Here is a 26,162-nt window from a genome sequence, read left to right as displayed (position 1 = left end):
GGTCACACGGACGTGATGGCGCGCACCTGGCGCTGGGTGCGCACGAGCATCCCGGTCATCCCGGAGATCCGCAGCGGCGAGACCGCACGGGTCAGCCCGAGGCTCTGCGGATAGTCGCCCGGGACGGCCAGCACTGCCTCTGCGGACAGGCCGGAAAGCCCCTGGACCAGGATGCTGGCGAATCCGCGCGTGGTCGGCGCTTCGACCGGCGCGGTGGCGTGCATCGTCACGATCTTCTCGTCGGACACCTCGACGGCGATGAACACCGGCGACTGGCATTCGGCGACCCGCTCGTACAGCTCCGGGTGGTCCGTGTACCGTGCCGGCGCCTCCGGCAGCTCCTTGGAGAACTCCAGGAGCAGCTGGAGGCGGTCCGGCTCGTCGAGTTCGAGGAACTCGTCACGGATCTCGGCGAGGACCTGCGGGAGCTGCGTCTGCGTCATCCCCGCCATTGTCCCATCCGCTAGCGCAGGACCGGCGCCGCACCCGGCTCCGAGCCCGCCGCGATCGGCACGCGCACCGACGAACCCCACTCGCTCCACGAGCCGTCGTAGTTGCGGACGTCCTCGAAACCGAGCAGGTGCTGCAACACGAACCAGGTGTGGCTGGACCGCTCGCCGATCCGGCAGTACGCGATGATCGCGTCGCCGTCGCCGAGCCCGATCTCGTCGCGGTAGATCTTCTCGAGGTCGGCGCGGGCCTTGAACGTGCCGTCGTCGGCCACCGCGCGCTTCCACGGGACGCTGCGCGCCGTCGGGATGTGGCCGCCGCGCAGCGCGCCTTCCTCGGGGTAGTCGGGCATGTGCGTGCGCTCTCCGCTGTACTCCTCGGGGGAGCGGACGTCGATCAGGGGCTTGCCGAAGTGCGTGAGCACGTCCTCGCGGAACGCGCGCAGCTCGCTGTCGTCGCGTTCCACGACCGGATAATCGGTGGCGCTGCGCACGGTGGCGTCGGTGGTCACGGGGCGTCCCTGCGCGAGCCACAGGTCGCGGCCGCCGTCGAGCAGGCGGACGTCCTCGTGGCCGAACAGCGAGAACACCCACAGGGCGTACGCCGCCCACCAGTTGTTCTTGTCGCCATAGATGACGACGGTGTCGTCGCGGGCGATCCCCTTCTTCGACAGGAGCTTCGCGAAGCCTTCGCCGTCCAGGTAGTCGCGGACCACCGGGTCGTTCAGCTCGGTGTGCCAGTCGATCTTCACGGCGCCCGGGATGTGGCCGGTCTCGTACAGGAGCACGTCCTCGTCGGATTCCACGACCACCAGGCCCGGCGTGCCGAGGCGTTCCTGCAGCCAGTCCGCGGTCACGAGCCGCTGCGGGGCGGCGTACTCGGCGAATTTTGCGGATGAGGTGTCGGGGTCGACGGACACGGAAAGTCTCCTCGGATCGGGCGTGCGGATTCGACGGCGTAGGGTGGATGCCGTCTCTTTCGAGAGTAGTCGCCTGTTCAGGCGCCTGGCCCTTTCGTTCACACTCCGTCATGATCGGTCACCCACCGGCATGGCCGCCTGGCAGGAGCGCGTCTTTGACCCCCGGAATCGTCCATCTGACGGATCGTCTCCCGCAGGTCTCCGGCGCCGAGATGGTCGCGTCCCTCGTTCCGCCCCGCCAGTTCCGGGATGCCACGTTCGACAGCTACCGGCCGGACCCCGCCTACCCCTCCCAGCAGGAGGCGAAGCTGAAGCTGGCGGCGTTCGCGGGCCCCGCCGCGGCGCCTGCGAAAGGCGGACTGTTCCGGAAGGCGAAGAAGGTCGCGCCAGCCAAGCCGGGCGTGTACCTGGACGGCGGTTTCGGCGTCGGCAAGACGCATCTGCTCGCGGCGGTCTACCACGCGATGCCCGCGCGTCAGAAGTACTTCGGATCGTTCATCGAGTACACAGCACTGGTCGGGGCGCTCGGCTACCAGAAGACCGTCGACCTGTTCCGTGGGTCGCAGCTGCTGTGCATCGACGAGTTCGAGCTGGACGATCCCGGCGACACGATGGTGATGACCCGGCTGCTGGGCGAGCTCGTCGCGGGCGGCACTCGACTGGCGGCGACATCCAACACCCCGCCGAACGCGCTCGGCGAGGGACGGTTCGCCGCCCAGGACTTCCTGCGTGAGATCCAGGCGATGGCCGACGCGTTCCATACGATCCGCATCGACGGCACGGACTACCGGCAGCGCGCGGTGGACGGCGAGGCGCCGGCGCTGGATGCGGCCGGCTACGAGCGCGCCATCGCTGAGGCCGCGATCTCCGGGGTCGCCTCCGACGACCCGTTCGGCGGGCTGGTGGCGCACCTGGCGAAGGTGCACCCGTCCCGCTACATCCGGCTGATCGAGGGCGTCGACGCCATCGGGCTGCGGGATGTCGAGCAGCTGGACGATCAGTCCGCCGCGCTGCGCCTGGTGGCGTTCATCGACCGCGCGTACGACGCGCAGATCCCGATCCGCGCGACCGGGCGGGCGCTCAGCGACGTGTTCGGGCAGGAGATGCTCGGCGGCGGCTACCGCAAGAAGTACCTGCGGGCCGTCTCGCGGCTGATAGCGCTGACGACATCCTGACCCCGGGCCCCTCCTGAAACGCGATGTTCACACGGCGCCCGCGCCTGTAACACCGCGGAAACACGATGACGCGACCGCGGTAACGCGCCGGTTCCAGACTGTCCCGCATGGACAGCGGAAACCTCTCGTGGTACATCGTGGCGACGGCCCTGGTACTGCTGATGACGCCGGGTGTGGCGTTCTTCTACGGCGGGCTCGTGCGGGCCAAGAGCGTCGTCAGCATGATGATGATGAGCTTCGGCGCGATGGGCGTGGTCGCTGTGCTCTGGATCCTCTACGGGTTCAGCATGCAGAACGTGTCGACCGGCTGGGTGGGTTTCGTCGGGAACCCGCTCTCGGACTTCGGCCTCGGTGATCTCGCCTCCGGCGGCAGCTCGAACGTGGACCTGGTGGGAGTGGCGTTCGGGGCGACGTTCGCGATCATCACCGTCGCGCTGATCTCCGGCGCCATCGCGGATCGAGCGAAGTTCGGCGCGTGGATGGCGTTCGTGGCCCTGTTCGTGACGTTCGACTACTTCCTCGTGGCGGGGTGGGTGTGGAACCCGGACGGGTGGATAGCGACGCTGGGCACGCACCTGGGGCTGTCGGCGAACGTCATCGACTACGCGGGCGGGACCGCCGTGCACATCAACGCGGGGGCGGCCGCGCTGGCGCTCGCACTGGTGCTGGGCAAGCGGGTCGGCTTCAGCAAGGACATCAACAGGCCGCACAACGTGCCGCTGGTGCTGCTGGGGGCGGCGCTGCTGTGGTTCGGATGGTTCGGGTTCAACGGGGGAGCAGCGGCGGCCGGCGACGGGATCGCGGCATCCGGATCGCCGATCGGCCTGATCACCATCAACACGCTGGGGGCGACCGCCGCGGCGATCCTCGGCTGGCTGGTCATCGAGAAACTCACGGGGCGCAAGCCGACCTCGGTGGGCGCGGCGTCGGGGGCCGTCGCGGGACTGGTGGCGATCACCCCGGCGTGCGCGAATCTCACGCCGGGGTGGTCGCTGCTGCTGGGGCTCATCGCCGGCATCGTGTGCGCGAAGGCGGTGGAGCTGAAGTATCTGCTGCGCATCGACGATTCCCTGGACGTGGTCGGCGTGCACCTCGTCGGCGGCCTTATCGGCACGCTGTACCTGGGGTTCTTCGCGACCGGCACGGGCCTGTTCACCGGGGGCAGCGCCGACCAGCTCATCGTGCAGACGATGGCGGCGCTGTCGGTGCTCGTCTTCTCGTTCGGCATCTCGTGGGCGGTCGGGTGGGGCATCCAGAAGACGATGGGATTCCGGATTCGCAGTGAGGACGAGCTGGCGGGCGTCGACACCGCCGTGCACGGCGAGAGCGGCTACGCGTTCCCCGAGGAGGCCTCCACGGGACCGGTCGCCGTGCAGGCGGTCGCGCCGGAGCCGGTTCTGCACGGAGCCTGATCGATAGGGTGGCGGGGTGACGTCCCGCCCCGGCATCCTGTCTCGACTTCTCGGACTGCTGCGCCCCTCGACGGGCCCGACACGGCGGCGCCGCCCGTCGTTTCGCGGTTCGGGCGGCGCCAGGCCGCGGGATGCCTCGCCCGGCCAGTCGGGCGGTACGGCGACCCTCGAGATAACGCCCCCGGCGATGGACGGGCTGCGTATCGCGTACGCCCCGAAGATCAACGGCGCGCCGGATGCGGGCGAGGTCGTCTGGACGTGGGTGCCGTTCCAGGAGCACGACGGGCGCGGCAAGGACCGCCCGGTGCTGGTGATCGGGCGGCGAGACGCCGAGTACGCGTATGCGGTCAAGCTGACCAGCAAGGCGCACGACGGGGACCGCGAGTTCCTGCCGATCGGCTCGGGCCCGTGGGACTCGCGTGGCCGGCCGTCCTGGGTCGACATCGACCAGGTGTACCTCGTGCACCGGTACGGGCTGCGCCGTGAGGCCGCGGCGCTGGACCGTGAGCGGTTCGCGCGCGTCGCGGCGGTGCTGCACCGCCGCTACGGGTGGACTGTGGACGCCTGACCGGCACCGCGGGCGGCGCTGTTTGTCAGGACCAGCCGGCCAGCTTGTCGGGGTTGCGGGTCACCCACAGCCGCTGGATGAGTCCGTGCTCGACCGCGACCGCGGCGATGGCGAGGGCGGCGCCCGCGCCGTCACGGGCGACCAGTCCCCGTTGCCCGTTTACGGTGGCCAGGTGAAAGCGCAGATCGGGCTGGCGTCGATAGAGCCCGAGCAGGTACTGCGCAATCTGCTCCGCTCCCTCGATGGGATCCAGCGCCGCGGCGACGCGTCCGCCGCCGTCGGGGATGGCACGGGCCGCGGGGTCGAGGAGGGCGACGAGCCCGTCGAGATCGCCGGTCTCCAGTGCGGCGTGGAAGGCGGTCACGACGTGCTCGTGCTCCTGCGCCGGGACGCTCCTGCCGCGCGCATCGCGGACCCGGCGGCGCGCCGACGCCGCGAGCTGCCGGCATGCCTGAGGTGATCGGCCGACGATCTCACCGACCTCGGCGAACGTGTACCGGAAGACGTCGTGGAGGACGAACGCGACCCGCTCCGGCGGCGTCATTGCCTCCAGGACGACCAGAAGCGCCATGCTCAGCGACTCGTCGAGGGACACGCGGTCGGCCGGGTCCGCCGCCCGGGAGGACGGCTGCTGGCTCGTCCAGTGGGCGGCATCCGGAACGGGCTCGGGCAGCCATTGCCCGACATACCGCTCCCGTCGCACGCGCGCCGAACGCAGAGTGTCGAGGCAGATCCGCGTGGTGACGGTCACGAGCCACGCCGTCGGCGACGCTATGCCGTCGCGGCGGCCGTCGGGCAGCGCGTACCAGCGCTCATACCCGTCCTGCACCGCGTCCTCCGCCTCGGATACCGACCCGAGGAGGCGATACGCGACGTTCATCAGGAGGCGGTGATCGGCGGGGGTCGGGCCCATCGGCAACCTCCTCTGAGGGTGGCATCCATCAATGAGATGACGAAACGCACTCAGGAAGTGTGAGGCGGTTGCGGTGTCACGTTCGCCAAGGCTACGTCGTCAGGGATGCAGGGGAGCGGCCCGCGCTGCCCCGGAAGGCGAGACCATGATCATCCCCGTCACCATCACTGTCGTCGCGATCGCCGCCAACGCGCTGATCGCGGTCGCCACGTTCGCGCGCGCCCGGTTCGTGACCGACAACCTCGGGGACGTCGACCTGCCGCCCTCACGCATCCCTGTGTTCGCCGCACTCCAGGCCGCCGGTGCGGCGGGACTGCTGGTGGGACTGGTGGGCTTTCCGACTGTCGGCGTGGCCGCAGGAGTCGGTCTCGTACTGTTCTTCGTCGTCGCGGTAGGCGTGCACCTGCGCGCGCACGCCTACAACAGCCTGCCGTCGCCGCTGCTGTTTCTCGTACTGGCCGTTGCCGCACTCGTCTGCGCGGTGATCCGATGAGGCGCACGGGGGGAGCACTGCGGGATTCCGCGTGATTCCGGGGTATCTGGGTGGGCGATGCCGGACTCGAACCGACGACCTCTTCCGTGTGAAGGAAGCGCGCTACCAACTGCGCCAATCGCCCAGATCCCGCAGGGGGACGAGTACCGATCGTACCGGATGTCGGGGACAGATCCGAACCGCGCACACCGGACACGCGCGGGCGACGCATGGTTTTGCGCGGGGCCGGTGATCGGCTACAGTCGTACCTGCGCCGGAGAGATCCGGAGTGCGAAATGCGGATGTAGCGCAGTTGGTAGCGCATCACCTTGCCAAGGTGAGGGTCGCGAGTTCGAGTCTCGTCATCCGCTCGAGTGCGGGGTCCTCTCAGGAGGAGCACGCCGTGGGGTTCGAACCACGCGGTGGCGTGGCCGAGAGGCTAGGCACCGGCCTGCAAAGCCGTTCACACGGGTTCGAGTCCCGTCGCCACCTCCACTCCCGGTTCCGGCCGGCGGAGGATGACTCGGGCGATTGGCGCAGCGGTAGCGCGCTTCCCTGACACGGAAGAGGTCACTGGTTCGATCCCAGTATCGCCCACCACACAGAAACCCCCGGGTGACCGGGGGTTTCGTCGTATCCGGTGCCGCCCAGGGCGATGAGACTCCTCTCACAACCGCCGGATGTCCAGGAATCCTTCATCACGGGTTCGTAACGTCGAGGGGATGCCAGTAGCGAATCGATTGTCCGCTCTCGACGGGCTCCGCGGCATCGCAGCGCTCGTCGTGGTCGTCCATCACGCGCTGCTGGTTTCACCGTCTCTTGCAGCCGCGTACTTCGGCGGCGATGTGCAGGAGACCCCATGGCGGATCGCCCTTGTCTACACGCCGCTGCACCTCGTGTGGGGCGGCGCGGAGGCCGTCGTCGTGTTCTTCGTGCTGTCCGGGTTCGTGCTGGCCCGCGCCGTGCGATCGCGCTCGTTCGACTGGTTCTCGTACTTCCCGTCGCGGATCCTGCGCCTGTACGTACCGGTGCTCGGCGCTGTCGCGTTCGGGTTCGCGGTGCTCCTCCTGCCGCATGACGGTGCGACCACGAGCCCATGGCTGCTCGACCGCGACGCGGGCTACCCGTTCCACGACATCGTGCAGGACATCACCCTGCTCGGTGGGACCTCCGGTGTGGTCTCCCCGCTGTGGACGCTGCGCTGGGAGATCATCTTCTCGCTGCTGCTGCCGGTCGCCGCCTACGCGGCCCGGCTGATCCCCGCGTGGGTGCTGGGCGTCGCCTGCATAGCGCTGTCCGCGGTCGGCGCCAGCCAGGACGTCGCCGCGCTGCAGTACCTGCCGGTCTTCGGCGTCGGCGTGGCGATCGAGGGCGAGTGGGACCGCATCGGCGCCGTCGTGCGGCGGATGACCCGCCGCGGCGGCGCGTTCGTGTGGGCCGGGATGCTGCTGCTGGCGGCGGTCCTGCTCAGCATGCACTGGGAGCTGGTGGGGCTGCTCGGCCATGCCGCCGCGGTCACCATCGCCCAGGCCCCGATCGTGATCGGAGCCGGCATCCTGGTGATAGCGGCCGTGCACTGCACGACCCTGCGCCGCGTGCTCACCTGGCGGCCGGTGGCGTGGCTCGGCGCCGTCTCGTTCAGCCTCTATCTGGTCCACGAGCCGATTGTGATCCTCATGGCGAACGTCACCGACGCGATGCCGTGGACTCTCCTCACCGCGGTGCCCCTGGCCGTCGCGGTGGCATGGGTGTTCTGGCTGATCGCCGAGCGCCCCGCGCACACGTTGGCGCGGCGCGTGCGCGCACGCGCGACGTGGGTCGCGCAGCCCGGCGGCGATCCCGTGCAGAATGCGCACGGTGAACAACGGGAGCATGAGCGCATCGACGAGCGCGAACCGGCCCACGCGGGCATGCGCTGACACCCTTCGCTGCGCAGACTGCGGGCGGTAGGCTCAGCGCATGGCCCACCTCGTGCTCACCGTCGCCGGCTCCGACCGGGCCGGGCTCGTGCAGGCCCTCGCGGATGTCATCGCCGCGCACGGCGGCAACTGGGAGCGCAGCGAGCTCGCCGAACTTGCGGGCACGTTCGCGGGCGTCGTGCTCGTCGAAGTGCCCGACGCGCAGAGAGCCGCGCTCACCGGGGCACTCGGAGACCTCGCGGGCCTCCTCACGGTCACCGAGTACCCCGGTGTCGAGACGTCCGCCGTCGCACCCGCGGAGCACGTCACGTTCACGGTGCTCGGCAACGACCGCCCCGGCATCGTCCGCGACATCACGCACGCCCTCGTCGGTCGCGGCCTGACTATAGACCGGCTCACGAGCCGGACCACAGCGACGCCGATGGCCGGCGGTGAGCTGTTCGAGGCCACCGTCACCGCGCACGCGGCCGCCGGCGCAGACATCGCCGCCGCGGTCGCCGAGCTCGAGCAGCTGGCCGCCGAGATCCAGGTCGACCTCACCGTCGCCTGAGGGCTCCGGACCGCGCGACTAGACTCGGGACATGGAGCTTCGCGGGTGGACCCGGATCGTCGCCGTCGCGGTGTGCGGCCGTCGAACGCTCTAGGCGCGAGAGCGTTCCGCGCCTCTGCGCCCCCGTCGCCGAGCCATCCGAGCACCCTGGAGTTTCGCCTGTGACTGACACCGTCATCCCGTCTGACGTGAACTATCCCGCCGACGGCTTCGCCCTTTTCCCCGACCGCAGCATCGTGGCGCTGCGCGTGAACGGCGAACTGAAGGACCTCGCCACGACCGTGGCATCCACGGACACCGTCGAACCGGTCACTGTCGACAGCCCGGACGGTCTGAGCATCCTTCGCCACTCGACCGCGCACGTGCTCGCTCAGGCCGTGCAGCGGATCCGGCCGCAGACGAATCTGGGCATCGGCCCGCCGATCACCGACGGGTTCTACTACGACTTCGGCACCACGGAGCCGTTCACCCCGGACGACCTGAAGGCCATCGACAAGGAGATGCAGCGCATCGTCCGGGAGGGCCAGCGGTTCGTCCGCCGGCCGGTCTCCGACGAGGAGGCACGGGCCGAGCTCGCCGACGAGCCGTTCAAGCTCGAGCTGATCGACCTCAAGGGCGGCGGCGCGGCCAAGACCGAGGGCGCCAGCGTCGAGGTCGGCGCCGGTGAGCTGACGATCTACGACAACGTGGACCGCGACGGGACGACGGTATGGAAGGACCTGTGCCGCGGGCCGCACCTGCCCAGCACGCGCCTGATCGGCAACGGCTGGGCGCTGTCCCGCGTGGCCGGCGCGTACTGGCGCGGCAGCGAGAAGAACCCGCAGCTGCAGCGCATCTACGGCACGGCGTGGCCGAGCAAGGACGAGCTGCGCGCCTACCAGCAGCGGCTGGAGGAGGCCGCCAAGCGGGACCACCGGCGCCTGGGCCGCGAGCTCGACCTGTTCTCGTTCCCCGACGAGATCGGGTCTGGCCTGTCGGTGTGGCACCCCAAGGGGGGTGTCGTGCGGATGGAGATGGAGCAGCACGCGCGCCGCCGGCACATTGCGGCCGGCTACACCTACGTGTACACGCCGCACATCGCGAAGGAGGACCTTTTCCTCCAGTCGAACCACCTCGTGACGTACCGCGAGGGCATGTTCCCGCCGATCCGGATGGACGAGGAGCACGACGAGAACGGGGATCTCGTCAAGGCCGGGCACGACTACTACCTCAAGCCGATGAACTGCCCGATGCACATCCTCATCTACAAGGAGCGTGCGCGCAGCTATCGCGACCTTCCCATGCGGCTGGCCGAGAACGGCACGGTGTACCGCAACGAGCTCTCCGGTGCCCTGCATGGGCTGACCCGGGTGCGCGGGTTCACGCAGGACGACTCGCACCTTTTCGTTACCCCGGAGCAGCTGGAGTCTGAGGCCACCCACGTCCTCGAGTTCGTCATCTCGATGCTGCGGGACTTCGGGCTGACCGACTTCGAGCTCGAGCTGTCGATGCGCGACGACGAGAAGTCCAAGTGGATCGGGTCGGACGAGTTCTGGGACTACTCCACGAATGCGCTGCGCAACGTCGCCGTGGCCAGCGGCCTGAAGCTGACCGAGGTGCCCGGCGAAGCCGCGTTCTACGGGCCGAAGATCGACCTGAAGACCACCGACGCCATCGGCCGCGTCTGGCAGCTGTCCACGGTGCAGGTCGACCCGAACCTGCCGGAGCGGTTCGGCCTGGAGTACACCGGCCAGGACGGCGAGAAGCACCGGCCGATCATGATCCACCGCGCTCTCTTCGGGTCGATCGAGCGGTTCTTCGCGATCCTGCTCGAGCACTACGCCGGCGCGTTCCCCGCCTGGCTCTCGCCGGTGCAGGTCGTCGGCATCCCGGTCGCCGCCGAATACGAGGCGTACCTCGACGACGTGATCGCCCGGCTGAAGGCCGAAGGGGTGCGCGCCGAGGTCGACCACAGCGACGACCGCATGCAGAAGAAGATCCGCACCCACACCACGCAGAAGGTGCCGTTCCAGCTGATCGCCGGCGAGCAGGACCGCGCCGACGGCGCCGTGTCGTTCCGCTTCCGCGACGGCTCCCAGCGCAACGGCGTGCCGGTCGACGAGGCGGTTCGGCTGATCCGCACGGCGATCGACACGCGGGCTCTGGTGAACACCGCCAAGGACCTGCCGTGACGGATGCCACGACCGACGACATCCCGGGCCTTGTCGCCGAGAGCGACCTGCCGGGGGTGCCGGACGGGTTTCAGCGGCTGTGGACGCCGCACCGGATGGCGTACATCCAGGCGGGCGCGGATGCCATGCGTGCGGCGTGCCCGTTCTGCGCCGCGCCGCACAAGAGCGACGAGGACGGCCTCATCGTGCACCGAGGCCGCACCGCGTTCGTGCTGCTGAACCTGTTCCCATACAATTCCGGCCACCTGCTCGTGTGCCCGTACCGTCATGTCGCCACCTACGACGAGGCCACGGCCGAGGAGGTCGAGGAGATCGGCATCCTCACCCAGCACGCGATGCGGGTGCTGCGGGATGTCTCCCGCTGCGACGGGTTCAACATCGGCATGAACCAGGGGCGCGTGGCCGGCGCGGGTGTCGACGAGCACCTGCATCAGCACGTCGTGCCGCGCTGGGAGACCGACGCGAACTTCTTCCCGATCATCGCGCGGACCAAGGCCCTGCCGCAGCTGCTCGGCGACGTGCGCCGCGCCGTCGCCGACGCCTGGTGAGGCGCCGCGCCGCCTGAGCCCGGCGTCCAATTCGCAGGACTATCTGCCGGCGCACGGCGTGTCGCGCGGCGTGTCGCGGCCCGCGGCGCGGTTTGCCCTGCGAGCTGAACGCGCTCGGCGCGTCAGCGGAGCCGGCTGACCTCGAACTGCATGCGCGGGTGCGCGTACGCCTCCTGCGACTGGACGAGCTGCAGCTCCCGCTGGCCGGACAGCTGCGTGCGCTCGAGCAGGTCGAACACGCTGGACGCCGTGCGCGCGAGGGCGGTCGCGGCGTCCCCCGTCGCACGATAGTGCGCGGTGAACAGCGCAGCGGTCACGTCACCGGACCCGTTGGCCTTCAGCGGCAGGTGCGGGGTCTGCACGATCCACGCGTCGTCGTCGTCGGCGGCCAGCATCTCGATGGTGCCCTCCCGCCGGTCGGGCCGTTGCACGCTCGTCACGAGGACGGTGGACGGGCCCATCGCACGCGCTGCATCGACGGAGGCCAGCGTGGATCGCAGGTCGCCCGGCTCGGTGCCGGTGAGGAACCCCAGCTCGAACTGGTTGGGCGTGATGATGTCGGCGACCGGCACGACCCGCTCGCGCAGCAGGACCGGGATCGCGGGCGCGACGAAGCAGCCAGATGCCGCGTTGCCCATCACCGGGTCGCAGGCGTATACGGCGTCGGGGTTGGCCGCCTTCACGCGCGCGACGGTCTCGATGATGACGTCGGCGATGCCCTCGCCGCCCTGGTATCCGGACAGGACCACGTCGATCTCGGGGAGGATGCCGCGCTCCTCGATCCCGGTGATCACCTCGCGGACGTCCTCCGGGCTGATCATCGGCCCGCGCCAAGCGCCGTACCCGGTGTGGTTCGAGAACGTGACCGTGTACACCGGCAGCACCTCGACGCCGATGCGCTGCAGCGGGAAGACGGCGGCCGAGTTGCCCACATGGCCATGCGCCACCGCGGACTGGATGGAGAGGATCTTCACCGGTCGATCATCCCATCTCGGCGTCGACGGCCCTCACCGAGGCGGCGAGCGCGGCCGCCAGCTGCGCGGCGTCCGGATCGTCGAGGTCGTGGACGGTCAGGCGCAGGTGCCGCGAGGCCGGCTCGTCGAGGCCGAACTCGTCGCCGCTGCGGGCGAGCCAGCCGCGCCGCCTCAGCTGATCCGCCGCGCGCCGCGCCGCCACCGGCAGCGCCACCCACACGTTCAGGCCGTCGCCGGCGGAGGCCGGCAGCCCCGCGTCGGCCAGTCGCGCCGCGAACGCCGCGTTGCGCTGCGCGTAGTGGACGCCGGCATCCGCGATCCGGTCGCGGACGGCGGGATCCGCCAACAGCGCATGCGCGAGCCGCTGCAGCAGGTGGCTGACCCACGTGGTGCCCGGGCTCAGCCGCAGCGCGAGCCGCTGCGCGGTGTCGGGATCGGACGCCGTCACCGCCAGGCACATGTCCGGGCCGAGGAACTTCGACACCGATCGCACGAGCGCGAAGCGCCGGTGCTCCGGACCGACGATGCTGTGGAACGGCTGCTGGGACAGCAGCGAGAAGTGGTCGTCCTCGATGACCAGGACGTACGGATGCGCGCGCAGCAGCTCGCGCAGCGCCACGGCGCGCGCCGCGGACAGGCTCGCCCCCGTCGGGTTCTGGGCGCGTGGCGTGCAGATCACCGCGCGCACCCCCTCGTCGAGCGCGGCCCGCAGTCCCTCGACCGTCATCCCCTCGTCGTCCGTCGGCACCGCCACGGCGCGGTAGCCGCCCAGTCGCACGGTCTGGATGCCGGCCAGCCAGCACGGATCCTCCAGCGCCACCGCGTCGTCCCGGGTCAGGGCCTGGTTCAGGAGCCGTTCGACCGCGTCCACGGCGCCGGATGTCACGGTGAGCCGGATGTCCGCGGGCGCGAGATCCTGCGCCATCCACGGGTGCGCCCACTGTTCGAGGCCCGCATCGATCACCGGCTCGCCGTACAGCACCGTCCGGCCCGCGATCGCCGCCAGCGCCGCGGACGGGTCCGGGATCCAGCGCGGATCCGGGTTGCCGGTGCCGACATCCCGCAGCGCGCTGTCCCGGGCGTAGCCCTCCTGCGCGACGGGGGCGGGATCGGCCAGGCGCGTGCCGCCGCGGCCGCGGGTGACCACGACCCCGGCCTGCGTCAGCTGCCGGTACGCGGCGACGATGGTGTTGCGGTTCACGCCGAGCTGCTGCGCGAGCGCCCGCACCGGGGGCAGCAGCTCGCCCGCGCGCAGCTCGCCGCGGTCGCGCAGCATCCGCACGCTGCCGGCGATCTCCGCGGCGGTCCGCCCGGCGATCGAATCGTCCATGTGTCGACTGTACGCGGACGTGGTAAATTTTGGCATAGGCCAATGCAGGGTCTGGCACACACCGACGAGAGGGACAGCATGGCAGAGGACACTCGCACCGCCGGAACGGGGCGCGTCAAGCGCGGTCTGGCCGAGATGCTCAAGGGCGGCGTGATCATGGACGTCGTCACGGCCGACCAGGCGAAGATCGCCGAGGATGCCGGTGCCGTGGCCGTGATGGCGCTCGAGCGGGTGCCCGCCGACATCCGCGCTCAGGGCGGCGTGGCCCGGATGAGCGACCCCGACCTGATCGACGGGATCATCGAGGCCGTGTCGATCCCGGTGATGGCCAAGGCGCGGATCGGGCACTTCGTCGAGGCACAGGTGCTGCAAGAGCTGGGCGTGGACTACATCGACGAGTCCGAGGTGCTCTCGCCCGCGGACTACGTCAACCACATCGACAAGTGGAAGTTCACGGTCCCGTTCGTGTGCGGTGCCACGAACCTCGGCGAGGCGCTGCGCCGCATCAACGAGGGCGCGGCGATGATCCGCTCGAAGGGCGAGGCGGGCACCGGCGACGTCTCGGAGGCCACGAAGCACATCCGCAAGATCTCCGGCGAGATCAACGCCCTGCGGTCGATGACCAAGGACGAGCTGTACGTCGCCGCGAAAGAGCTGCAGGCGCCGTACGAGCTGGTCGCCGAGGTCGCCGCCACCGGGAAGCTGCCGGTCGTGCTGTTCGTCGCCGGGGGAGTGGCAACGCCCGCCGACGCGGCGATGATGATGCAGCTGGGCGCCGACGGCGTGTTCGTCGGCTCCGGCATCTTCAAGTCCGGTGACCCCGCCGCCCGAGCGGCCGCGATCGTGAAGGCGACGACGTTCTACGACGACGCGAAGGTCATCGCCGACGTGTCGCGGGGCCTGGGCGAAGCCATGGTGGGCATCAACGTCGCGGATCTCGCCGCGCCGCACCGCCTTGCCGACCGTGGCTGGTAGCACGCGGATCGGCGTCCTCGCGCTGCAGGGGGATGTGCGCGAGCACGCGCGCATCCTCACCGACCTGGGCGCCGACGTCGTCCTCGTGCGCCGCCCGGAGGAGTTGGCGCGCGTGGACGGCCTGGTGATCCCCGGCGGCGAGTCCAGCGTGATGGACAAGCTGTCGCGTGCGTTCGGGCTGCAGGGCCCGCTGCGGGATGCCATCGCCGGCGGGCTGCCGGTGTACGGCACGTGCGCGGGGCTGATCATGCTCGCCGACCGGATCGTCGACGCCATCGACGGGCAGGAGACCCTCGGCGGGCTGGATGTCACGGTGCGGCGAAACGCCTTCGGCAGCCAGGTCGAGTCCTTCGAGATCGACCTGGACGTCCCGGCCGTCGGGACCCCGCCGGTGCACGCCGTGTTCATCCGGGCGCCGCTCGTGGAGCACGTGGGCCCCGGCGTCGAGCCGCTCGCGGCACTGCCGGACGGGACCGTCGTCGCGGTCCGGGCGGGAAACCTCGTCGGGACGTCATTCCACCCCGAGATGAACGGCGAACCGCGCTTCCATCGGCTGCTCCTGGATGCCGCACGCGACCGGACGGGCATCGCCGCATGACGCTGTGGGTCGCGCTGCTGCGCGGGGTGAACGTGAACGGCATCACGATCCGCTCCGCCGACCTCGCCGACCTTTTCCGCGCTCGGCTCGGCTTCGACGACGTGCGCACCGTGCTCGCCAGCGGCAACGTGCGCTTCACGTCAGCCGGCAAGCAAGCCGCGCTGAAGACGGCGATCGAGGCGGCGCTGCGCGAGCGCTTCGCCTACGACGCCTGGATCGTCCTGCTGACGGCGGACGAGTTGCAGGCGGCGGTCCACGGGTTCCCGTTCGACGCCGACGACCCCGCGCGGCAGCCGTACGTCGTGTTCGCCTCCGACCCGGCCGCCATCGACACGCTCGCCGCGGCGGCGGAGAAACTCGACCACGATGTGGACCCCGTCCAGGCCGGTGACGGCATCCTGTACTGGAATCCGGTGAGGGGCTCGACCACGACGACACCGTTCGCGCGGGAGCTGGCCCGGCCGGTGTACAAACGCACCACGACGAACCGGAATCTGCGCACCCTCGTCAAGCTCACGGCGTAAGCCGCGCGGTCAGCCGCGCTATCGCGGCGACCGTCGCGTCGATGTCGGACTCGGTGGTCGCCCATGACGACATCGAACAGCGCAGCACGGCCCGACCGCGCCATTGCGCGCCGGTCAGCGCCGCGGTGCCGTCGGCGAGGATGGCGTCCCCCAGCGCCCGGGTCGCGTCGTCGTCCCACAGCCGGAGCATCACCTGCGTGAACGGCACCTCGCTGACGACCTGCACCCCGTCCACGGCACGCAGGCGCGCCTCCAGGCGCCGGGCATTCGCGTGCAGCCGGTCGACCAGCCGTGCGACGCCGGACCGGCCGAGGCTGCGCAGCGCCGCCCACGCCGGAACGCCGCGCGCCCGGCGGGACAGCTCCGGGCCGAGGTCCCAGGGGTCCAGGCTCGCGTACATCAGGTAGTCGCCGCCGGTCCGGAACGCGGCGACAGCGTCCGCGGGATCGCGGACTATCGCCATCCCGCAGTCGTACGGCACGTTGAGCGTCTTGTGCGCGTCGGTGGTCCACGAGTCGGCGTCCGCCGCGCCCGCGGTCAGGTGCCGCAGAGAAGGGGATGCCGCGGCCCACAGTCCGAACGCGCCGTCGATGTGCACCCACGCGTCATGCTCCTTCGCGAGCGGGACGAGCCGGGCGATCGGGTCGAACGCCCCGGTGTGCACCTCTCCGGCCTGCAGGCACACTATCGTCGCGGTGCCCTCGCCGGCGTGCAGCGCCGCCTCGAGCTCCGCCGGCAGCATCCGACCCTGGTCGTCGGCGGCGACGACCACCAGCTCGTCCGCGCCGATCCCGCAGAAGCGCGCGGCGCGGTCGATCGAGCCGTGCCGGTCGCCGCCGACGATCAGCCGCACCGGGGGAGCGCCCCGCAGCCCGCGCCGCGTGAGGTCCCAGCCGGCTCGTCGCAGCACGGCGTGCTGCGCGGCGGCCAGGCACACGAAGTTCGACATCTGCGCGCCGGTGACGAAGCCGACGGCGCTGGATGCCGGCAGGCCGAGCAGGTCGCAGATCCACCGGCCGGCGACCCGCTCGGCGGCGACGGTGGCCGTGGTCATCGTGCTGGACCCGCTGTTCTGGTCCCATGCGGAGACCAGCCAGTCCGCCGCCAGGGCCGCCGGGAGAGTGGCGCCGATCACGAAGCCGAAGAACCGGCCGCCGGGAATCGCCACCAGGCCCGGGGACGCCCGCTCGGCGAGCTCGTCGATCACGGCGGCCGCGTCGGCTCCCTCCTCGGGAAGCTCGCCGCCGAACGCCGTCAGCATCTCGTCCAGGCCCGCCCGCGGCCAGACCGGGCGCTCGTCGACGGTGTCGAGGAATTCCTGCGCCGCGCGGTGCGCGGCGGCGAGGGCACGGGTGCGGTCGTCCATGCCACCGAGTGTGGCCCGCGGCGCGTGTGCAGGCAAGGCGCAGGCCCCGTGGGCCGTGGTGCGCCGACCACGTAAACTTGTCTGCATGTCCGGCCACTCCAAGTGGGCGACGACGAAGCACAAGAAGGCCGTCATCGACGCGCGTCGTGCCAAGTCGTTCGCCAAACTCATCAAGAACATCGAAGTCGCGGCGAAGATCGGCGGGGCCGACCTCGCCGGCAACCCGACCCTGTACGACGCCGTGCAGAAGGCGAAGAAGACCTCGGTCCCCAACGACAACATCGACCGCGCCATCAAGCGCGGCGCCGGGGTCTCCGGAGAGTCCGTCGACTACCAGACGATCATGTACGAGGGCTACGCCCCCGGCGGCGTCGCGCTGCTGATCGAGTGCCTCACGGACAACAAGAACCGCGCGGCCGCCGAGGTGCGCACCGCGCTCAGCCGCAACGGCGGCAACCTCGCCGACCCCGGGAGCGTGTCCTACAACTTCACCCGCAAGGGCGTCATCGTCGTCTCCGGCGAGGGCACCACCGAGGATGACGTCATGATGGCGGCCCTGGAGGCCGGCGCCGAGGAGGTCGAGCCGCACCCGGACGGGTACGCGGTGACGACCGAGGCATCCGAGCTCGTTCCCGTCCGCGTCGCCCTGCAGGGGGCAGGGCTCGACTACGAATCTGCCGACGTCGAGTTCGTCCCGTCGCTGAAGGTGGAGGCCGACGCCGACACGGCCCGCAAGGTCTTCCGCATCATCGACGCGCTCGAGGACAGCGACGACGTGCAGAACGTCTACAGCAACATCGACCTGACCGCCGACGTCCAGGCGGAGCTCGAACAGGACGAGTGAGGTCCCTCCACCGGCGCGCGTCGATCCCGGTCCCTGCCCGCTACCTGCCTATCGTGGAGGGATGGGCGCCGGACGACTGCGGGTGCTGGGGGTCGACCCCGGCCTGACCCGGTGCGGAGTGGGCGTGGTGGACGTGGCCCCCGACCGGTCGGCCCGGCTCGTGCACGTGGGCGTCGTCAGATCGGCCCCCGACGGGCGCATCGAGCAGCGGCTCGCGGCGATCGCCGCCGGCATCCGCGCGGTGGTCGCCGAGCATGCCCCCGACGTCCTCGCCGTGGAGCGGGTGTTCGCGCAGAACAACCGCAGCACCGTGATGGGGACCGCACAGGCCAGCGGCATCGCGCTGCTGATAGCGGCCGAGTCCGGCATCCCCGCCGCCACGCACACACCGAGCGAGGTGAAGGCCGCCATCACCGGGTACGGCAATGCCGACAAGCGCCAGGTGCAGACGATGGTCGCGCGGATCCTGCGCCTGGACGAGCTGCCCCGGCCCGCGGATGCGGCCGACGCGCTGGCCCTCGCGCTGTGCCACGCGTGGCGGCGCGGCGACATCACCGCACCGGCCGTGCAGACGACCGGACTGACACCCGCGCAGCGGGCATGGGCGGATGCCGAGCGCCTCACCCGGCGGTGAGACGCGTGTCGGTCGAACATACGTCCGAAGCCTCCCGTAGACTTCCGGCATGATCTCTTCACTGCGCGGCTTGGTCCTGCACGCCGGCTCGGATCTCGTGGAGATCGAGGTCGGCGGTGTGGGGTTCACCGTCGCGGTGCCGGCGGAGGTGGCCCGCACCGCCCGCATCGGGCACGAGCTGCGCCTGCACACGAGCCTCATCGTGCGCGAGGACGCGCTGTCGCTGTACGGGTTCGCCCAGCGGGCGCAGTGCGCGCTGTTCGGCGTGCTGCTGGGGGTCACCGGGGTCGGCCCGAAGTCGGCGCTCGGCGTGCTGTCCGCGATGAGCGTGGACGAGATTGCGCAGGCGGTGGCCGACGACGACGAGGTCCCGTTCCGGCGGGTTTCCGGCATCGGGCCGAAGACGGCGAAGCTCATCGTCGTGCAGCTGGCCGGCAAGCTCGCCCCGCCGAGCGCCCCGGCCGCCGGCGCCCCCGGCGCTCCCGCTGTCGGTGGCCAGGTCGTGGCGGCACTCGTGGGCTTGGGCTGGTCCGAACGCGTCGCCATCGAGGCCGTCGAGACGGTGTCGGCGGATGCCGCGGACGGCGAGCGCGCACAGGTGCCGGTGCTGCTGCGCCTGACCCTGGCCTACCTCGGCCCCGCCCGGCAGGGGGCCGTGCATGGATGAGCTCGACCCGGAGGCGCTCGACGAGACGGAGCTCGCCATCGAGGGCGCCCTGCGCCCGGCATCCCTCGCGGAGTTCGTCGGTCAGCAGAAGGTGCGCGGCCAGCTGCAGCTCCTGCTGGACGCCGCCCGCATCCAGCAGCGCCCGCCGGACCACATCCTGCTGGCCGGCCCGCCTGGCCTCGGCAAGACGACCCTCGCGATGATCGTCGCCCACGAGAGCGGTCGCGCGCTGCGCCTGTCCAGCGGGCCGGCGATCCAGCACGCGGGGGACCTGGCCGCACTGCTGTCGAGCCTGACCCCCGGTGAGGTCCTGTTCATCGACGAAGTCCACCGGATGGCGCGCTCCGCCGAGGAAATGCTGTACCTCGCGATGGAGGATTTCCGCATCGACATCATGGTCGGCAAGGGCGCTGGAGCCACCAGCATCCCGCTCGACCTCGCGCCGTTCACGCTCGTGGGTGCCACGACCCGCTCGGGGCTGCTGCCCAATCCGCTGCGCGACCGCTTCGGCTTCACCGCGCATCTGGAGTTCTACGAGCCGGCCGAGCTCGAGCAGGTCGTCGCGCGCTCCGCGGCGATGCTCGATGTCCGCCTCCCTCAGCCGGCACGCGCCGAGATAGCGCGCCGCTCCCGCGGCACCCCCCGCATCGCGAACCGCCTGCTCCGGCGCGTGCGCGATTACGTCATCGTGCACGGATCCGGGACGGACGGGCCGGGGGTGGACACCGCGACGGTGGACGCCGCGCTCGACCTGTACGACGTCGACGCCATCGGCCTGGACCGTCTGGACCGCGCGGTCCTGGACGCGCTGATCCGCCGCTTCCACGGCGGCCCGGTGGGCCTGAACACTCTCGCGGTGGCCGTGGGCGAAGAGGCCGAGACGATCGAATCCGTCGTCGAGCCGTACCTCGTGCGAATCGGGTTCATGGGGCGCACGCCGCGCGGGCGGATAGCGACGCCCGAGGCGTATGCGCATGTCGGCGCGGCGCGCCCGGGGGAGTCGCTGAAACTCGATGGCCTATAATCGCTGAAGGCTTCTCCCCGACTCTTCCCGGCAGCGCCGCTGTGCGCGCCGCAATCGAAAGGTACCCCTCGCTTCATGGACCTCGGAACGTTCTTCCAGAATTACGGCCTGATCATCCTCCTGGTGGTCCTCCTCGTCTTCATGTTCTGGAGCTCACGGCGCCGCATGGCCAAGCAGAAGGCCGAACAGGAGGCGAAGGCGCGGCAGACCGTGCCCGGCGCCGAGGTGCTGCTTCAGGGCGGACTCTACGGCACCATCGTGTCCTACGACCCCGACAACCTCGACCAGCCGGCCCTCGTCGAGATCGCCCCCGGCGTAGACATCAAGGTGCACAGCCAGGCGATCCTGCGCGTCGTGAACGCGGAGGAGCCGGTGACCGAGGTCGCCGATGAGCCGGAGGCGGAGTCGGCGCCCCAGATCGAGACGGCGGACGAGACCGCCGAGCGGCTGCGCGCCGAGAACGACAAGAAGGACACGCCCGAGGCCTGATCCACCCCTTTCGCGAGAAAGCTGACCCTCCGTGGCCGCATCCACCCCCGTCAAGCATGCCTGGCGAGCCCTGCTGGGCCTGCTCGTGGTCATCGCCGTCCTGTTCGGCTTCAACGCCCTGGGCGTGTACGTGTTCAAGGCGGCGTCCTGGGTCCCCGAGCTCGCGCTCGACCTGCAGGGCGGCACGCAGATCATCCTGCAGGCCAAGACGCCGGACGGCGCGGCACCCACCAGCGACCAGATGGCGCAGGCGGCCACGATCATCCGGCAGCGCGTGGATGCCTCCGGCGTCGGCGAGTCCGACATCAACACCCAGGCCGGCAACCAGATCGTCGTGCAGATCCCCGGCCAAGCCGACGATGAGACCCGCGCCCGCATCGAGGCGTCCGCGCAGATGCAGCTGCGTTCGGTGCTGTTCACCGGCGCGCCGGCGACATCCTTCGTCGGCGACGACGGCAAGCAGACGCCGTACCCGACCCCGGCGCCCACGCTGCAGGCGACGCCCACCGCATCGCCGAGCAACGGCAGCGACCCCAGCTGGATCACCCCGAAGCTGCAGGCCGAGTTCCTCGCGTACGACTGCGGCGCGGAGGGCAACGATCCCGCCAATGCTCCCAAGGACCAGCCGCTGATCACGTGCGAGGCCGACAACTCGGTCAAGTACATCCTCGGACCTGTTGAGCTCGACGGCTCGCTGATCAACGACGCGTCGTACGGCATGAACTCCCAGACCGGCCAGTGGGAGGTGCAGCTGAAGTTCAACGGCGACGGCACGAAGCTGTTCGCGGACGTCAGCACACGCCTGTACGGACTGAAGGCGGAGTCCCCGCGCGACCAGTTCGCGTTCGTCCTGGACGGCCAGGTGATCTCTGCCCCACGGATGAACGCCGTGATCACCGACGGCAACCCGTCGATCACCGGCAGCTTCACCGAGCAGAGCGCGAAGACGCTCGCGGACCAGCTGAAGTACGGCGCGCTGCCGCTGAGCTTCACGGTCGTCAGCTCGGACACCATCTCGGCCACGCTCGGCTCGCAGCAGCTGCAGATCGGGCTCATCGCCGGACTCATCGGCCTCGCCCTCGTCGCCGCCTACTCGCTGCTGAGCTACCGGGCCCTCGGCTTCGTGATCATCGCCTCGCTGATGGTGATGGGCGTGATCACGTACGCGCTGCTGTGCATCCTCGCCTGGCGGATGGGCTTCCGACTATCGCTGGCCGGCGTCGCCGGTCTTATCGTGACGATAGCGTTCACCGCCGACTCGTTCATCGTGTACTTCGAGCGAATACGCGACGAGCTGCGTGACGGCAAGTCGATCACCGGCGCGGTGGAGGACGGCTGGGCCAGCGCGAAGCGCACCATCTACATAGCGAAGGCCGTCAACATCCTGGCCGCCGTCGTGCTGTACATCCTCGCCGACGCGACCGTGAAGGGCTTCGCGTTCACGCTGGGACTGACCACCGCGATCGACATCCTGATCTTCATCCTGTTCACGCACCCGGTGATGCAGCTGGTCGCCCGCACGCCGTTCTTCGGCGAGGGGCACCGGTTCTCGGGCATGGATCCGGAGGCGCTGGGCGCCGTCTATCGCGGCCGTTCGCAGTTCCGGACTCCGGTCATCGAGGGCAAGGGCGCCGCAGTGCGCCGCACCGCCCGCTCACGCGGCGAGGCGGAGCGCCGCCAGACGATCGCCGAGCGCAAGCTCGCCGCCGAACGGGCGACGAAGGATGCCGCGGTCGGCACCGACACGTCGAAGAAGGGGGCTGATCGCTGATGGGCGTCATGAGCCAGTTCGGCAACGACCTCTACTCGGGGAAGGTGTCCTTCCCGTTCGTCGGGCGGCGGCGGCTGTGGTTCATCATCGCCACGGTGCTCGTGATCGCATCGGCCCTGGTGCCGCTGATCCGTCCCGTCCAGTTCTCGATCGAGTTCACCGGCGGGTCGCAGTTCACCGTGTCCGGCATCCATCAGCCGGACCAGTCGAAGGCGACGGATGCCGTCATCAGTGTGGTCTCGGGAGCCACCACGAAGGTGACGACGGTCGGCTCGGACGGCGTCCGGGTCCAGACCGACCAGATGACACCCGACCAGACGCAGGCGGTCCGCGCCGCGCTGGCGAAGACGTACAACGTCGACGTCAACGAGGTCACGGCATCCTTCATCGGACCCAGCTGGGGCGCGGATGTCACGCGGCAGTCGCTGTGGGGCCTGGCGATCTTCCTCGCACTGACGTTCCTGATCCTCGCCCTGTACTTCCGCACTTGGAAGATGTCCGCGGCGTCGATCATCGGCCTCGTCGACGTGCTCGTGATCACGATCGGGGTGTACGCGGCTGCCGGGTTCGAGATCTCGCCGGCGGCGGTGATCGGGTTCCTGACGATCCTCGCGTACTCGCTGTACGACACCACGGTGGTGTTCGACAAGGTGCGGGAGAACACCCACGCGGAAAGCGATCATGCGAGCCGCACGTTCGCCGAGTCCGTGAACCTCGCCGTCAACCAGACCCTGGTGCGATCGATCAACACGACGATCGTCGCGGTGCTGCCGGTGGGCGCGATTCTGTTCATCGGCGCCATCTGGCTGGGCGCCGAGACGCTCAGCGACATCTCGCTGTCGATCTTCGTGGGCATCATCGTCGCGGCGTACTCGACACTGTTCGTGGCCGCGCCGCTGTACTCGCTGTTCCGCGAGAACGAACCGGCGCTGAAGGCCCACGACGCGAAGGTGCGCAAGGCCCGCGCACAGGCCGCCCTGGCGGCGTGAGACCGGCCGCCCCCGGCGGTCGCCGAGGGGTGCGGGCGTAGGATCGTACCAGTCGACGGGGAGGGGGTGCGGGCATGGCCGAGACCGTCCACACCGGGCAGAGCTCCTCGCTGCGCCGGCTGGTACCCCGCATCTTCTCGCGCAGCCAGCGCCGCGACGACGTCGAACAGCTGATCCGCACGGTCCGCTCGCATCACCCCAAGGGCGACCTGTCGATCATCGAACGCGCGTACTCCACCGCCGACACCGCGCACACCGGGCAGAAGCGGCAGAGCGGGGAACCGTACATCACGCACCCGCTCGCTGTCGCGCAGATCCTCGCCGACCTCGGTTTGGGGCCCCGCGCCGTCGCGGCCGCGCTGCTGCACGACACCGTCGAAGACACCGAATACGGGCTCGACCGGCTCACGATGGAGTTCGGCGACGAGGTGGCGATGCTCGTGGACGGGGTCACCAAGCTCGACAAGGTCAAATACGGGGAGAGCGCACAGGCCGAGACCGTCCGCAAGATGATCGTGGCGATGTCCCGCGACATCCGGGTCCTGCTGATAAAGCTCGCCGACCGGCTGCACAACGCGCGTACGTGGGGCTTCGTGCCGCCGGAGAAGGCGAAGAAGAAGGCGACCGAGACGCTCGAGATCTACGCGCCGCTCGCACACCGTCTGGGCATTCAAGCGATCAAGGCGGAGCTGGAAGACCTCTCCTTCGCGGTGCTGCAGCCGAAGCTGTACGCCGAGATCGACAGCCTCGTCAAGCAGCGCACCCCGCAGCGCGAGCAGTACATGCACACCGTGATCACGGACGTGGAGACGGACCTGCGGGACCTGAAGATCCGCGGCCAGGTGATGGGGCGGCCCAAGCAGCTGTACTCCGTGTACCAGAAGATGGTCGTCCGCGGCCGCGAGTTCGACGACATCTACGACCTCATCGGCATCCGCGTGCTCGTGAACACCGTGCGCGACTGCTACGCCGTGCTGGGGGCGATCCACGCGCGGTGGACGCCGCTGCCCGGCCGGTTCAAGGACTACATCGCCACACCGAAGTTCAACCTGTACCAGTCGCTGCACACCACCGTGATCGGACCCGGCGGCCGCACCGTGGAGATCCAGATCCGCACCCACGAGATGCACCAGCAGGCCGAGTACGGCGTCGCCGCGCACTGGAAGTACAAGGAGCGGGTCAACGGCGGCAAGGCCGACGCGCGGGCGGTCGACGCCGACATGGCGTGGCTCGCGCACATCTCGGACTGGCAGGCGGAGACCGCCGACCCGGGGGAGTTCCTCGAGTCGCTGCGCTTCGAGATCGGGGCGAAGGAGGTCTACGTCTTCACCCCCAAGGGGCGGGTGGTCGGCCTGCCCGCCGGGGCGACCCCCGTGGACTTCGCGTACGCCGTGCACACCGAGGTCGGCCACCGCACGATGGGCGCGAAGGTGAACGGCCGGCTGGTACCGCTGGAGTCGGAGCTGCACTCCGGGGATGTCGTCGAGGTGTTCACCTCGAAGAACCCGGATGCCGGCCCCAGCCAGGACTGGCTGAGCTTCGTCAAGAGCACCCGGGCACGCAGCAAGATCCGCGGCTGGTTCACGAAGGAGCGCCGCGAGGAGGCCGTCGAGCAGGGCAAGGAGGCGATAGCCCGCGCGATGCGCCGGCAGAACCTGCCGCTGCAGCGCCTGATGAGCCAGGACTCGTTCTCCGAGGTGGCGCAGCAGCTGCGCTACGAGGACGTCTCGGCCCTGTACGCCGCCGTCGGCGAAGGACACGTCTCCACGCAGTCGGTGCTCGAGAAGGTGACCGCCCTGGTCACCGCGAACGAGACGGTGACCGGGCCGATCGATCTGCCTCCGCACGGCGGACGGCCGCGGTCGCAGCGCGGCGGCAGCGACTCCGGGATCCTCGTGCGCGGCGCCCCCGACATCCTCGTCAAGCTGGCGAAGTGCTGCACCCCGGTCCCCGGCGACGCGATCGTGGGGTTCGTGACCCGCGGCAGCGGCGTGTCCGTGCACCGCGCGGACTGCACGAACGTGAAGTCGCTGATGGCGGATCCGGAGCGGCTCATCGAGGTGGAGTGGGCGCCGACGACGAAGAGCGTGTTCCTGGTGCAGATCCAGGTCGAGGCGCTCGACCGATCGGGGCTGCTCAGCGACGTGACGCGGGTGCTCAGCGACCACCACGTGAACATCCTGTCGGCGACGGTCTCCACCAGCGACGACCGGCTGGCGATCAGCCGGTTCGTGTTCGAGATGGGCGACACCGTGCACCTGGATCGCGTCCTCAACGCCGTGCGCCGGATCGACGCCGTCTACGACGTGTACCGGGTCACCTCCGGCTGATCCACCCACCCGCGCAGCAGCGCGAGAGCCGCCCGCTTGTTCTGCAGCGGACCGGCGGCCTGAAGCCACGCGATGCCCGCACCGACGTCGGCGAGGCCGCTGCCCAGCAGCATCCGTGCGGCCTCTTCGGAGACAGGACCGGGTTGCCTCGCCAGGTCGGCCAGCGTACGGGTCGGCGTGGTGACCCAGACTCCGCCGATGAGGACGAGGTCGCCGGCCGGGACCCGGCGGTCGTGATAGTCGAGACGCCGGTCGATGACGTGGTGCAGCCGCCGGGCCGTCACGCGCTGCACCCGGTGCCGGGATGGGGGCGCGTGCAGCGCCCCGTGCACCCACGCCGCGCTCAGCCCCGTCGCCGCGAGCGCGTCGCGAAGCAGCGGGCGCAGCGACCCGCCGCGGAGGGCCGCGGTCTCGACGGCGTCGGCCGCGACGAACGCCTCCCCGAGCGCGACCAGGTGCCCGTCCAGGCACGCCGCCGTCAGCTCGGCCTCGGAGAGGAGCTGCCCGGGGAAGTACAGGTGCGCGGACGTCATACACCGCAGTGTGCCGC

At 70.3% G+C, this 26,162-nt stretch carries 26 protein-coding genes and 4 tRNA genes; 22 read left to right on the top strand and 8 right to left on the bottom strand.

All coding sequences use genetic code 11. From position 1 onward, the window contains the following. Positions 1–2: 2 nt before the first annotated feature. On the bottom strand, positions 3–443 hold the full coding sequence (locus tag GH740_RS10680) for a SufE family protein (RefSeq protein ID WP_153746102.1): 441 nt from the start codon (positions 441–443) through the stop codon (positions 3–5). A 20-nt stretch (positions 444–463) separates the two neighbouring features. Continuing rightward, a complete protein-coding gene (locus tag GH740_RS10675; RefSeq protein ID WP_367641470.1) occupies positions 464–1,369 on the bottom strand; it encodes a sulfurtransferase in 906 nt (301 codons plus the stop codon). A gap of 212 nt (positions 1,370–1,581) precedes the next feature. Between GH740_RS10675 and zapE the strand changes: the two genes are divergently transcribed. The 3 genes from zapE (at position 1,582) to GH740_RS10660 (ending at position 4,524) form a co-directional block, all read left to right on the top strand. Further along, positions 1,582–2,544 carry a cell division protein ZapE gene (gene zapE / locus GH740_RS10670; protein ID WP_153746250.1) on the top strand — a complete coding sequence of 321 codons (963 nt, stop codon included), beginning with the start codon at positions 1,582–1,584 and terminating at the stop codon, positions 2,542–2,544. 107 nt (positions 2,545–2,651) lie between these two features. Then, positions 2,652–3,956, top strand: a complete 1,305-nt coding sequence (locus GH740_RS10665) for an ammonium transporter (protein ID WP_153746101.1) — start codon at positions 2,652–2,654, stop codon at positions 3,954–3,956. Positions 3,957–3,972: 16 nt separating this feature from the next. Then, positions 3,973–4,524 (top strand): type II toxin-antitoxin system PemK/MazF family toxin, encoded by a 552-nt coding sequence (locus GH740_RS10660; protein WP_367641469.1) that lies wholly within the window; start codon positions 3,973–3,975, stop codon positions 4,522–4,524. A 25-nt stretch (positions 4,525–4,549) separates the two neighbouring features. Here GH740_RS10660 and sigJ read toward each other — a convergent pair whose 3' ends face one another. Continuing rightward, positions 4,550–5,437 (bottom strand): RNA polymerase sigma factor SigJ, encoded by an 888-nt coding sequence (gene sigJ, locus GH740_RS10655; protein ID WP_153746100.1) that lies wholly within the window; start codon positions 5,435–5,437, stop codon positions 4,550–4,552. A gap of 145 nt (positions 5,438–5,582) precedes the next feature. Here sigJ and GH740_RS10650 point away from each other — a divergent pair, with 145 nt between their 5' ends. Next, positions 5,583–5,930 (top strand): DoxX family protein, encoded by a 348-nt coding sequence (locus GH740_RS10650; RefSeq protein ID WP_153746099.1) that lies wholly within the window; start codon positions 5,583–5,585, stop codon positions 5,928–5,930. Between the two features lie 51 nt (positions 5,931–5,981). On the opposite strand, the gene GH740_RS10645 is transcribed toward GH740_RS10650, so the two are convergent. After that, a tRNA-Val gene (locus GH740_RS10645) sits at positions 5,982–6,054 on the bottom strand. A gap of 153 nt (positions 6,055–6,207) precedes the next feature. On the opposite strand from GH740_RS10645, the gene GH740_RS10640 reads away from it, so the two are divergent. The 7 genes from GH740_RS10640 (at position 6,208) to GH740_RS10610 (ending at position 11,097) form a co-directional block, all read left to right on the top strand. Continuing rightward, positions 6,208–6,280, top strand: a tRNA-Gly gene (locus GH740_RS10640). Positions 6,281–6,330: 50 nt separating this feature from the next. Next, positions 6,331–6,404 (top strand) — tRNA-Cys (locus GH740_RS10635). Positions 6,405–6,434: 30 nt separating this feature from the next. Then, positions 6,435–6,509, top strand: a tRNA-Val gene (locus tag GH740_RS10630). Positions 6,510–6,631: 122 nt separating this feature from the next. Beyond that, complete coding sequence (locus tag GH740_RS10625) at positions 6,632–7,828, top strand: acyltransferase (RefSeq protein ID WP_172978355.1); 1,197 nt, start codon at positions 6,632–6,634, stop codon at positions 7,826–7,828. A 40-nt stretch (positions 7,829–7,868) separates the two neighbouring features. Beyond that, complete coding sequence (locus tag GH740_RS10620; protein ID WP_153746097.1) at positions 7,869–8,378, top strand: glycine cleavage system protein R; 510 nt, start codon at positions 7,869–7,871, stop codon at positions 8,376–8,378. Positions 8,379–8,539: 161 nt separating this feature from the next. After that, positions 8,540–10,549, top strand: a complete 2,010-nt coding sequence (gene thrS, locus GH740_RS10615) for a threonine--tRNA ligase (RefSeq protein WP_367641468.1) — start codon at positions 8,540–8,542, stop codon at positions 10,547–10,549. Beyond that, positions 10,546–11,097 (top strand): HIT domain-containing protein, encoded by a 552-nt coding sequence (locus GH740_RS10610; protein ID WP_367641467.1) that lies wholly within the window; start codon positions 10,546–10,548, stop codon positions 11,095–11,097. The genes thrS and GH740_RS10610 overlap by 4 nt, the downstream gene beginning before the upstream one ends. A gap of 122 nt (positions 11,098–11,219) precedes the next feature. On the opposite strand, the gene pdxY is transcribed toward GH740_RS10610, so the two are convergent. Continuing rightward, positions 11,220–12,071 carry a pyridoxal kinase PdxY gene (gene pdxY / locus GH740_RS10605; protein WP_367641466.1) on the bottom strand — a complete coding sequence of 284 codons (852 nt, stop codon included), beginning with the start codon at positions 12,069–12,071 and terminating at the stop codon, positions 11,220–11,222. Positions 12,072–12,078: 7 nt separating this feature from the next. Further along, positions 12,079–13,401: an aminotransferase class I/II-fold pyridoxal phosphate-dependent enzyme gene (locus GH740_RS10600; protein WP_153746096.1), complete on the bottom strand. Its 1,323-nt coding sequence runs from the start codon at positions 13,399–13,401 to the stop codon at positions 12,079–12,081. Positions 13,402–13,479: 78 nt separating this feature from the next. On the opposite strand from GH740_RS10600, the gene pdxS reads away from it, so the two are divergent. From pdxS to GH740_RS10585, 3 genes are read left to right on the top strand one after another with little or no spacing between them, the layout of a single operon-like run. Further along, positions 13,480–14,376 carry a pyridoxal 5'-phosphate synthase lyase subunit PdxS gene (gene pdxS / locus GH740_RS10595; RefSeq protein WP_153746095.1) on the top strand — a complete coding sequence of 299 codons (897 nt, stop codon included), beginning with the start codon at positions 13,480–13,482 and terminating at the stop codon, positions 14,374–14,376. Beyond that, positions 14,366–14,974: a pyridoxal 5'-phosphate synthase glutaminase subunit PdxT gene (gene pdxT / locus GH740_RS10590; RefSeq protein ID WP_367641465.1), complete on the top strand. Its 609-nt coding sequence runs from the start codon at positions 14,366–14,368 to the stop codon at positions 14,972–14,974. The genes pdxS and pdxT overlap by 11 nt, the downstream gene beginning before the upstream one ends. Next, on the top strand, positions 14,971–15,498 hold the full coding sequence (locus tag GH740_RS10585; RefSeq protein ID WP_153746093.1) for a DUF1697 domain-containing protein: 528 nt from the start codon (positions 14,971–14,973) through the stop codon (positions 15,496–15,498). The genes pdxT and GH740_RS10585 overlap by 4 nt, the downstream gene beginning before the upstream one ends. Here GH740_RS10585 and GH740_RS10580 read toward each other — a convergent pair. Further along, positions 15,488–16,864 carry an aminotransferase class V-fold PLP-dependent enzyme gene (locus tag GH740_RS10580; protein WP_153746092.1) on the bottom strand — a complete coding sequence of 459 codons (1,377 nt, stop codon included), beginning with the start codon at positions 16,862–16,864 and terminating at the stop codon, positions 15,488–15,490. The two genes, GH740_RS10585 and GH740_RS10580, sit on opposite strands and share 11 nt — an antisense overlap. Positions 16,865–16,949: 85 nt before the next feature. Here GH740_RS10580 and GH740_RS10575 point away from each other — a divergent pair, with 85 nt between their 5' ends. From GH740_RS10575 to GH740_RS10540, 8 genes are all read left to right on the top strand, one after another. After that, positions 16,950–17,708 carry a YebC/PmpR family DNA-binding transcriptional regulator gene (locus GH740_RS10575; RefSeq protein WP_153746091.1) on the top strand — a complete coding sequence of 253 codons (759 nt, stop codon included), beginning with the start codon at positions 16,950–16,952 and terminating at the stop codon, positions 17,706–17,708. Positions 17,709–17,769: 61 nt separating this feature from the next. Next, positions 17,770–18,342: a crossover junction endodeoxyribonuclease RuvC gene (gene ruvC / locus GH740_RS10570; RefSeq protein WP_153746090.1), complete on the top strand. Its 573-nt coding sequence runs from the start codon at positions 17,770–17,772 to the stop codon at positions 18,340–18,342. Positions 18,343–18,391: 49 nt separating this feature from the next. Beyond that, entirely contained in the window at positions 18,392–19,009 is a 618-nt protein-coding gene (gene ruvA / locus GH740_RS10565) for a Holliday junction branch migration protein RuvA (RefSeq protein ID WP_153746089.1), read from the top strand. After that, entirely contained in the window at positions 19,002–20,033 is a 1,032-nt protein-coding gene (gene ruvB, locus GH740_RS10560; protein ID WP_153746088.1) for a Holliday junction branch migration DNA helicase RuvB, read from the top strand. Before ruvA ends, ruvB begins: the two co-directional genes overlap by 8 nt. A 75-nt stretch (positions 20,034–20,108) precedes the next feature. After that, positions 20,109–20,522, top strand: coding sequence for a preprotein translocase subunit YajC (gene yajC, locus GH740_RS10555; protein WP_153746087.1), 414 nt, complete (start codon positions 20,109–20,111; stop codon positions 20,520–20,522). 31 nt (positions 20,523–20,553) lie between these two features. Then, entirely contained in the window at positions 20,554–22,293 is a 1,740-nt protein-coding gene (gene secD / locus GH740_RS10550; protein ID WP_367641464.1) for a protein translocase subunit SecD, read from the top strand. Beyond that, positions 22,293–23,282, top strand: a complete 990-nt coding sequence (secF, locus tag GH740_RS10545) for a protein translocase subunit SecF (protein ID WP_153746086.1) — start codon at positions 22,293–22,295, stop codon at positions 23,280–23,282. Before secD ends, secF begins: the two co-directional genes overlap by 1 nt. A gap of 74 nt (positions 23,283–23,356) precedes the next feature. Further along, positions 23,357–25,612 (top strand): bifunctional (p)ppGpp synthetase/guanosine-3',5'-bis(diphosphate) 3'-pyrophosphohydrolase, encoded by a 2,256-nt coding sequence (locus tag GH740_RS10540; RefSeq protein ID WP_153746085.1) that lies wholly within the window; start codon positions 23,357–23,359, stop codon positions 25,610–25,612. On the opposite strand, the gene GH740_RS10535 is transcribed toward GH740_RS10540, so the two are convergent. Continuing rightward, positions 25,582–26,145, bottom strand: coding sequence for a type IV toxin-antitoxin system AbiEi family antitoxin (locus tag GH740_RS10535; RefSeq protein ID WP_153746084.1), 564 nt, complete (start codon positions 26,143–26,145; stop codon positions 25,582–25,584). The two genes, GH740_RS10540 and GH740_RS10535, sit on opposite strands and share 31 nt — an antisense overlap. Between the last annotated feature and the right edge of the window lie 17 nt (positions 26,146–26,162).

The sequence above is a fragment of the Microbacterium sp. SYP-A9085 genome (genome assembly GCF_009649635.1).
In the GTDB taxonomy this organism is placed as follows: domain Bacteria; phylum Actinomycetota; class Actinomycetes; order Actinomycetales; family Microbacteriaceae; genus Microbacterium.
The sequence above is the reverse complement of the archived record's forward strand: the minus strand, read 5'-3'. Positions and strand labels throughout refer to the sequence as shown.

Bases quoted from the DNA above. Each gene is read 5' to 3' on its own strand.
- GH740_RS10680 (WP_153746102.1), bottom strand. From the start codon at position 443: ATGACGCAGACGCAGCTCCCGCAGGTCCTCGCCGAGATCCGTGACGAG.
- zapE (WP_153746250.1), top strand. From the start codon at position 1,582: ATGGTCGCGTCCCTCGTTCCGCCCCGCCAGTTCCGGGATGCCACGTTC.
- GH740_RS10665 (WP_153746101.1), top strand. From the start codon at position 2,652: ATGGACAGCGGAAACCTCTCGTGGTACATCGTGGCGACGGCCCTGGTA.
- sigJ (WP_153746100.1), bottom strand. From the start codon at position 5,437: ATGGGCCCGACCCCCGCCGATCACCGCCTCCTGATGAACGTCGCGTAT.
- GH740_RS10650 (WP_153746099.1), top strand. From the start codon at position 5,583: ATGATCATCCCCGTCACCATCACTGTCGTCGCGATCGCCGCCAACGCG.
- GH740_RS10625 (WP_172978355.1), top strand. From the start codon at position 6,632: ATGCCAGTAGCGAATCGATTGTCCGCTCTCGACGGGCTCCGCGGCATC.
- GH740_RS10620 (WP_153746097.1), top strand. From the start codon at position 7,869: ATGGCCCACCTCGTGCTCACCGTCGCCGGCTCCGACCGGGCCGGGCTC.
- GH740_RS10600 (WP_153746096.1), bottom strand. From the start codon at position 13,401: ATGGACGATTCGATCGCCGGGCGGACCGCCGCGGAGATCGCCGGCAGC.
- pdxS (WP_153746095.1), top strand. From the start codon at position 13,480: ATGGCAGAGGACACTCGCACCGCCGGAACGGGGCGCGTCAAGCGCGGT.
- GH740_RS10585 (WP_153746093.1), top strand. From the start codon at position 14,971: ATGACGCTGTGGGTCGCGCTGCTGCGCGGGGTGAACGTGAACGGCATC.
- GH740_RS10580 (WP_153746092.1), bottom strand. From the start codon at position 16,864: ATGGACGACCGCACCCGTGCCCTCGCCGCCGCGCACCGCGCGGCGCAG.
- GH740_RS10575 (WP_153746091.1), top strand. From the start codon at position 16,950: ATGTCCGGCCACTCCAAGTGGGCGACGACGAAGCACAAGAAGGCCGTC.
- ruvC (WP_153746090.1), top strand. From the start codon at position 17,770: ATGGGCGCCGGACGACTGCGGGTGCTGGGGGTCGACCCCGGCCTGACC.
- ruvA (WP_153746089.1), top strand. From the start codon at position 18,392: ATGATCTCTTCACTGCGCGGCTTGGTCCTGCACGCCGGCTCGGATCTC.
- ruvB (WP_153746088.1), top strand. From the start codon at position 19,002: ATGGATGAGCTCGACCCGGAGGCGCTCGACGAGACGGAGCTCGCCATC.
- yajC (WP_153746087.1), top strand. From the start codon at position 20,109: ATGGACCTCGGAACGTTCTTCCAGAATTACGGCCTGATCATCCTCCTG.
- secF (WP_153746086.1), top strand. From the start codon at position 22,293: ATGGGCGTCATGAGCCAGTTCGGCAACGACCTCTACTCGGGGAAGGTG.
- GH740_RS10540 (WP_153746085.1), top strand. From the start codon at position 23,357: ATGGCCGAGACCGTCCACACCGGGCAGAGCTCCTCGCTGCGCCGGCTG.
- GH740_RS10535 (WP_153746084.1), bottom strand. From the start codon at position 26,145: ATGACGTCCGCGCACCTGTACTTCCCCGGGCAGCTCCTCTCCGAGGCC.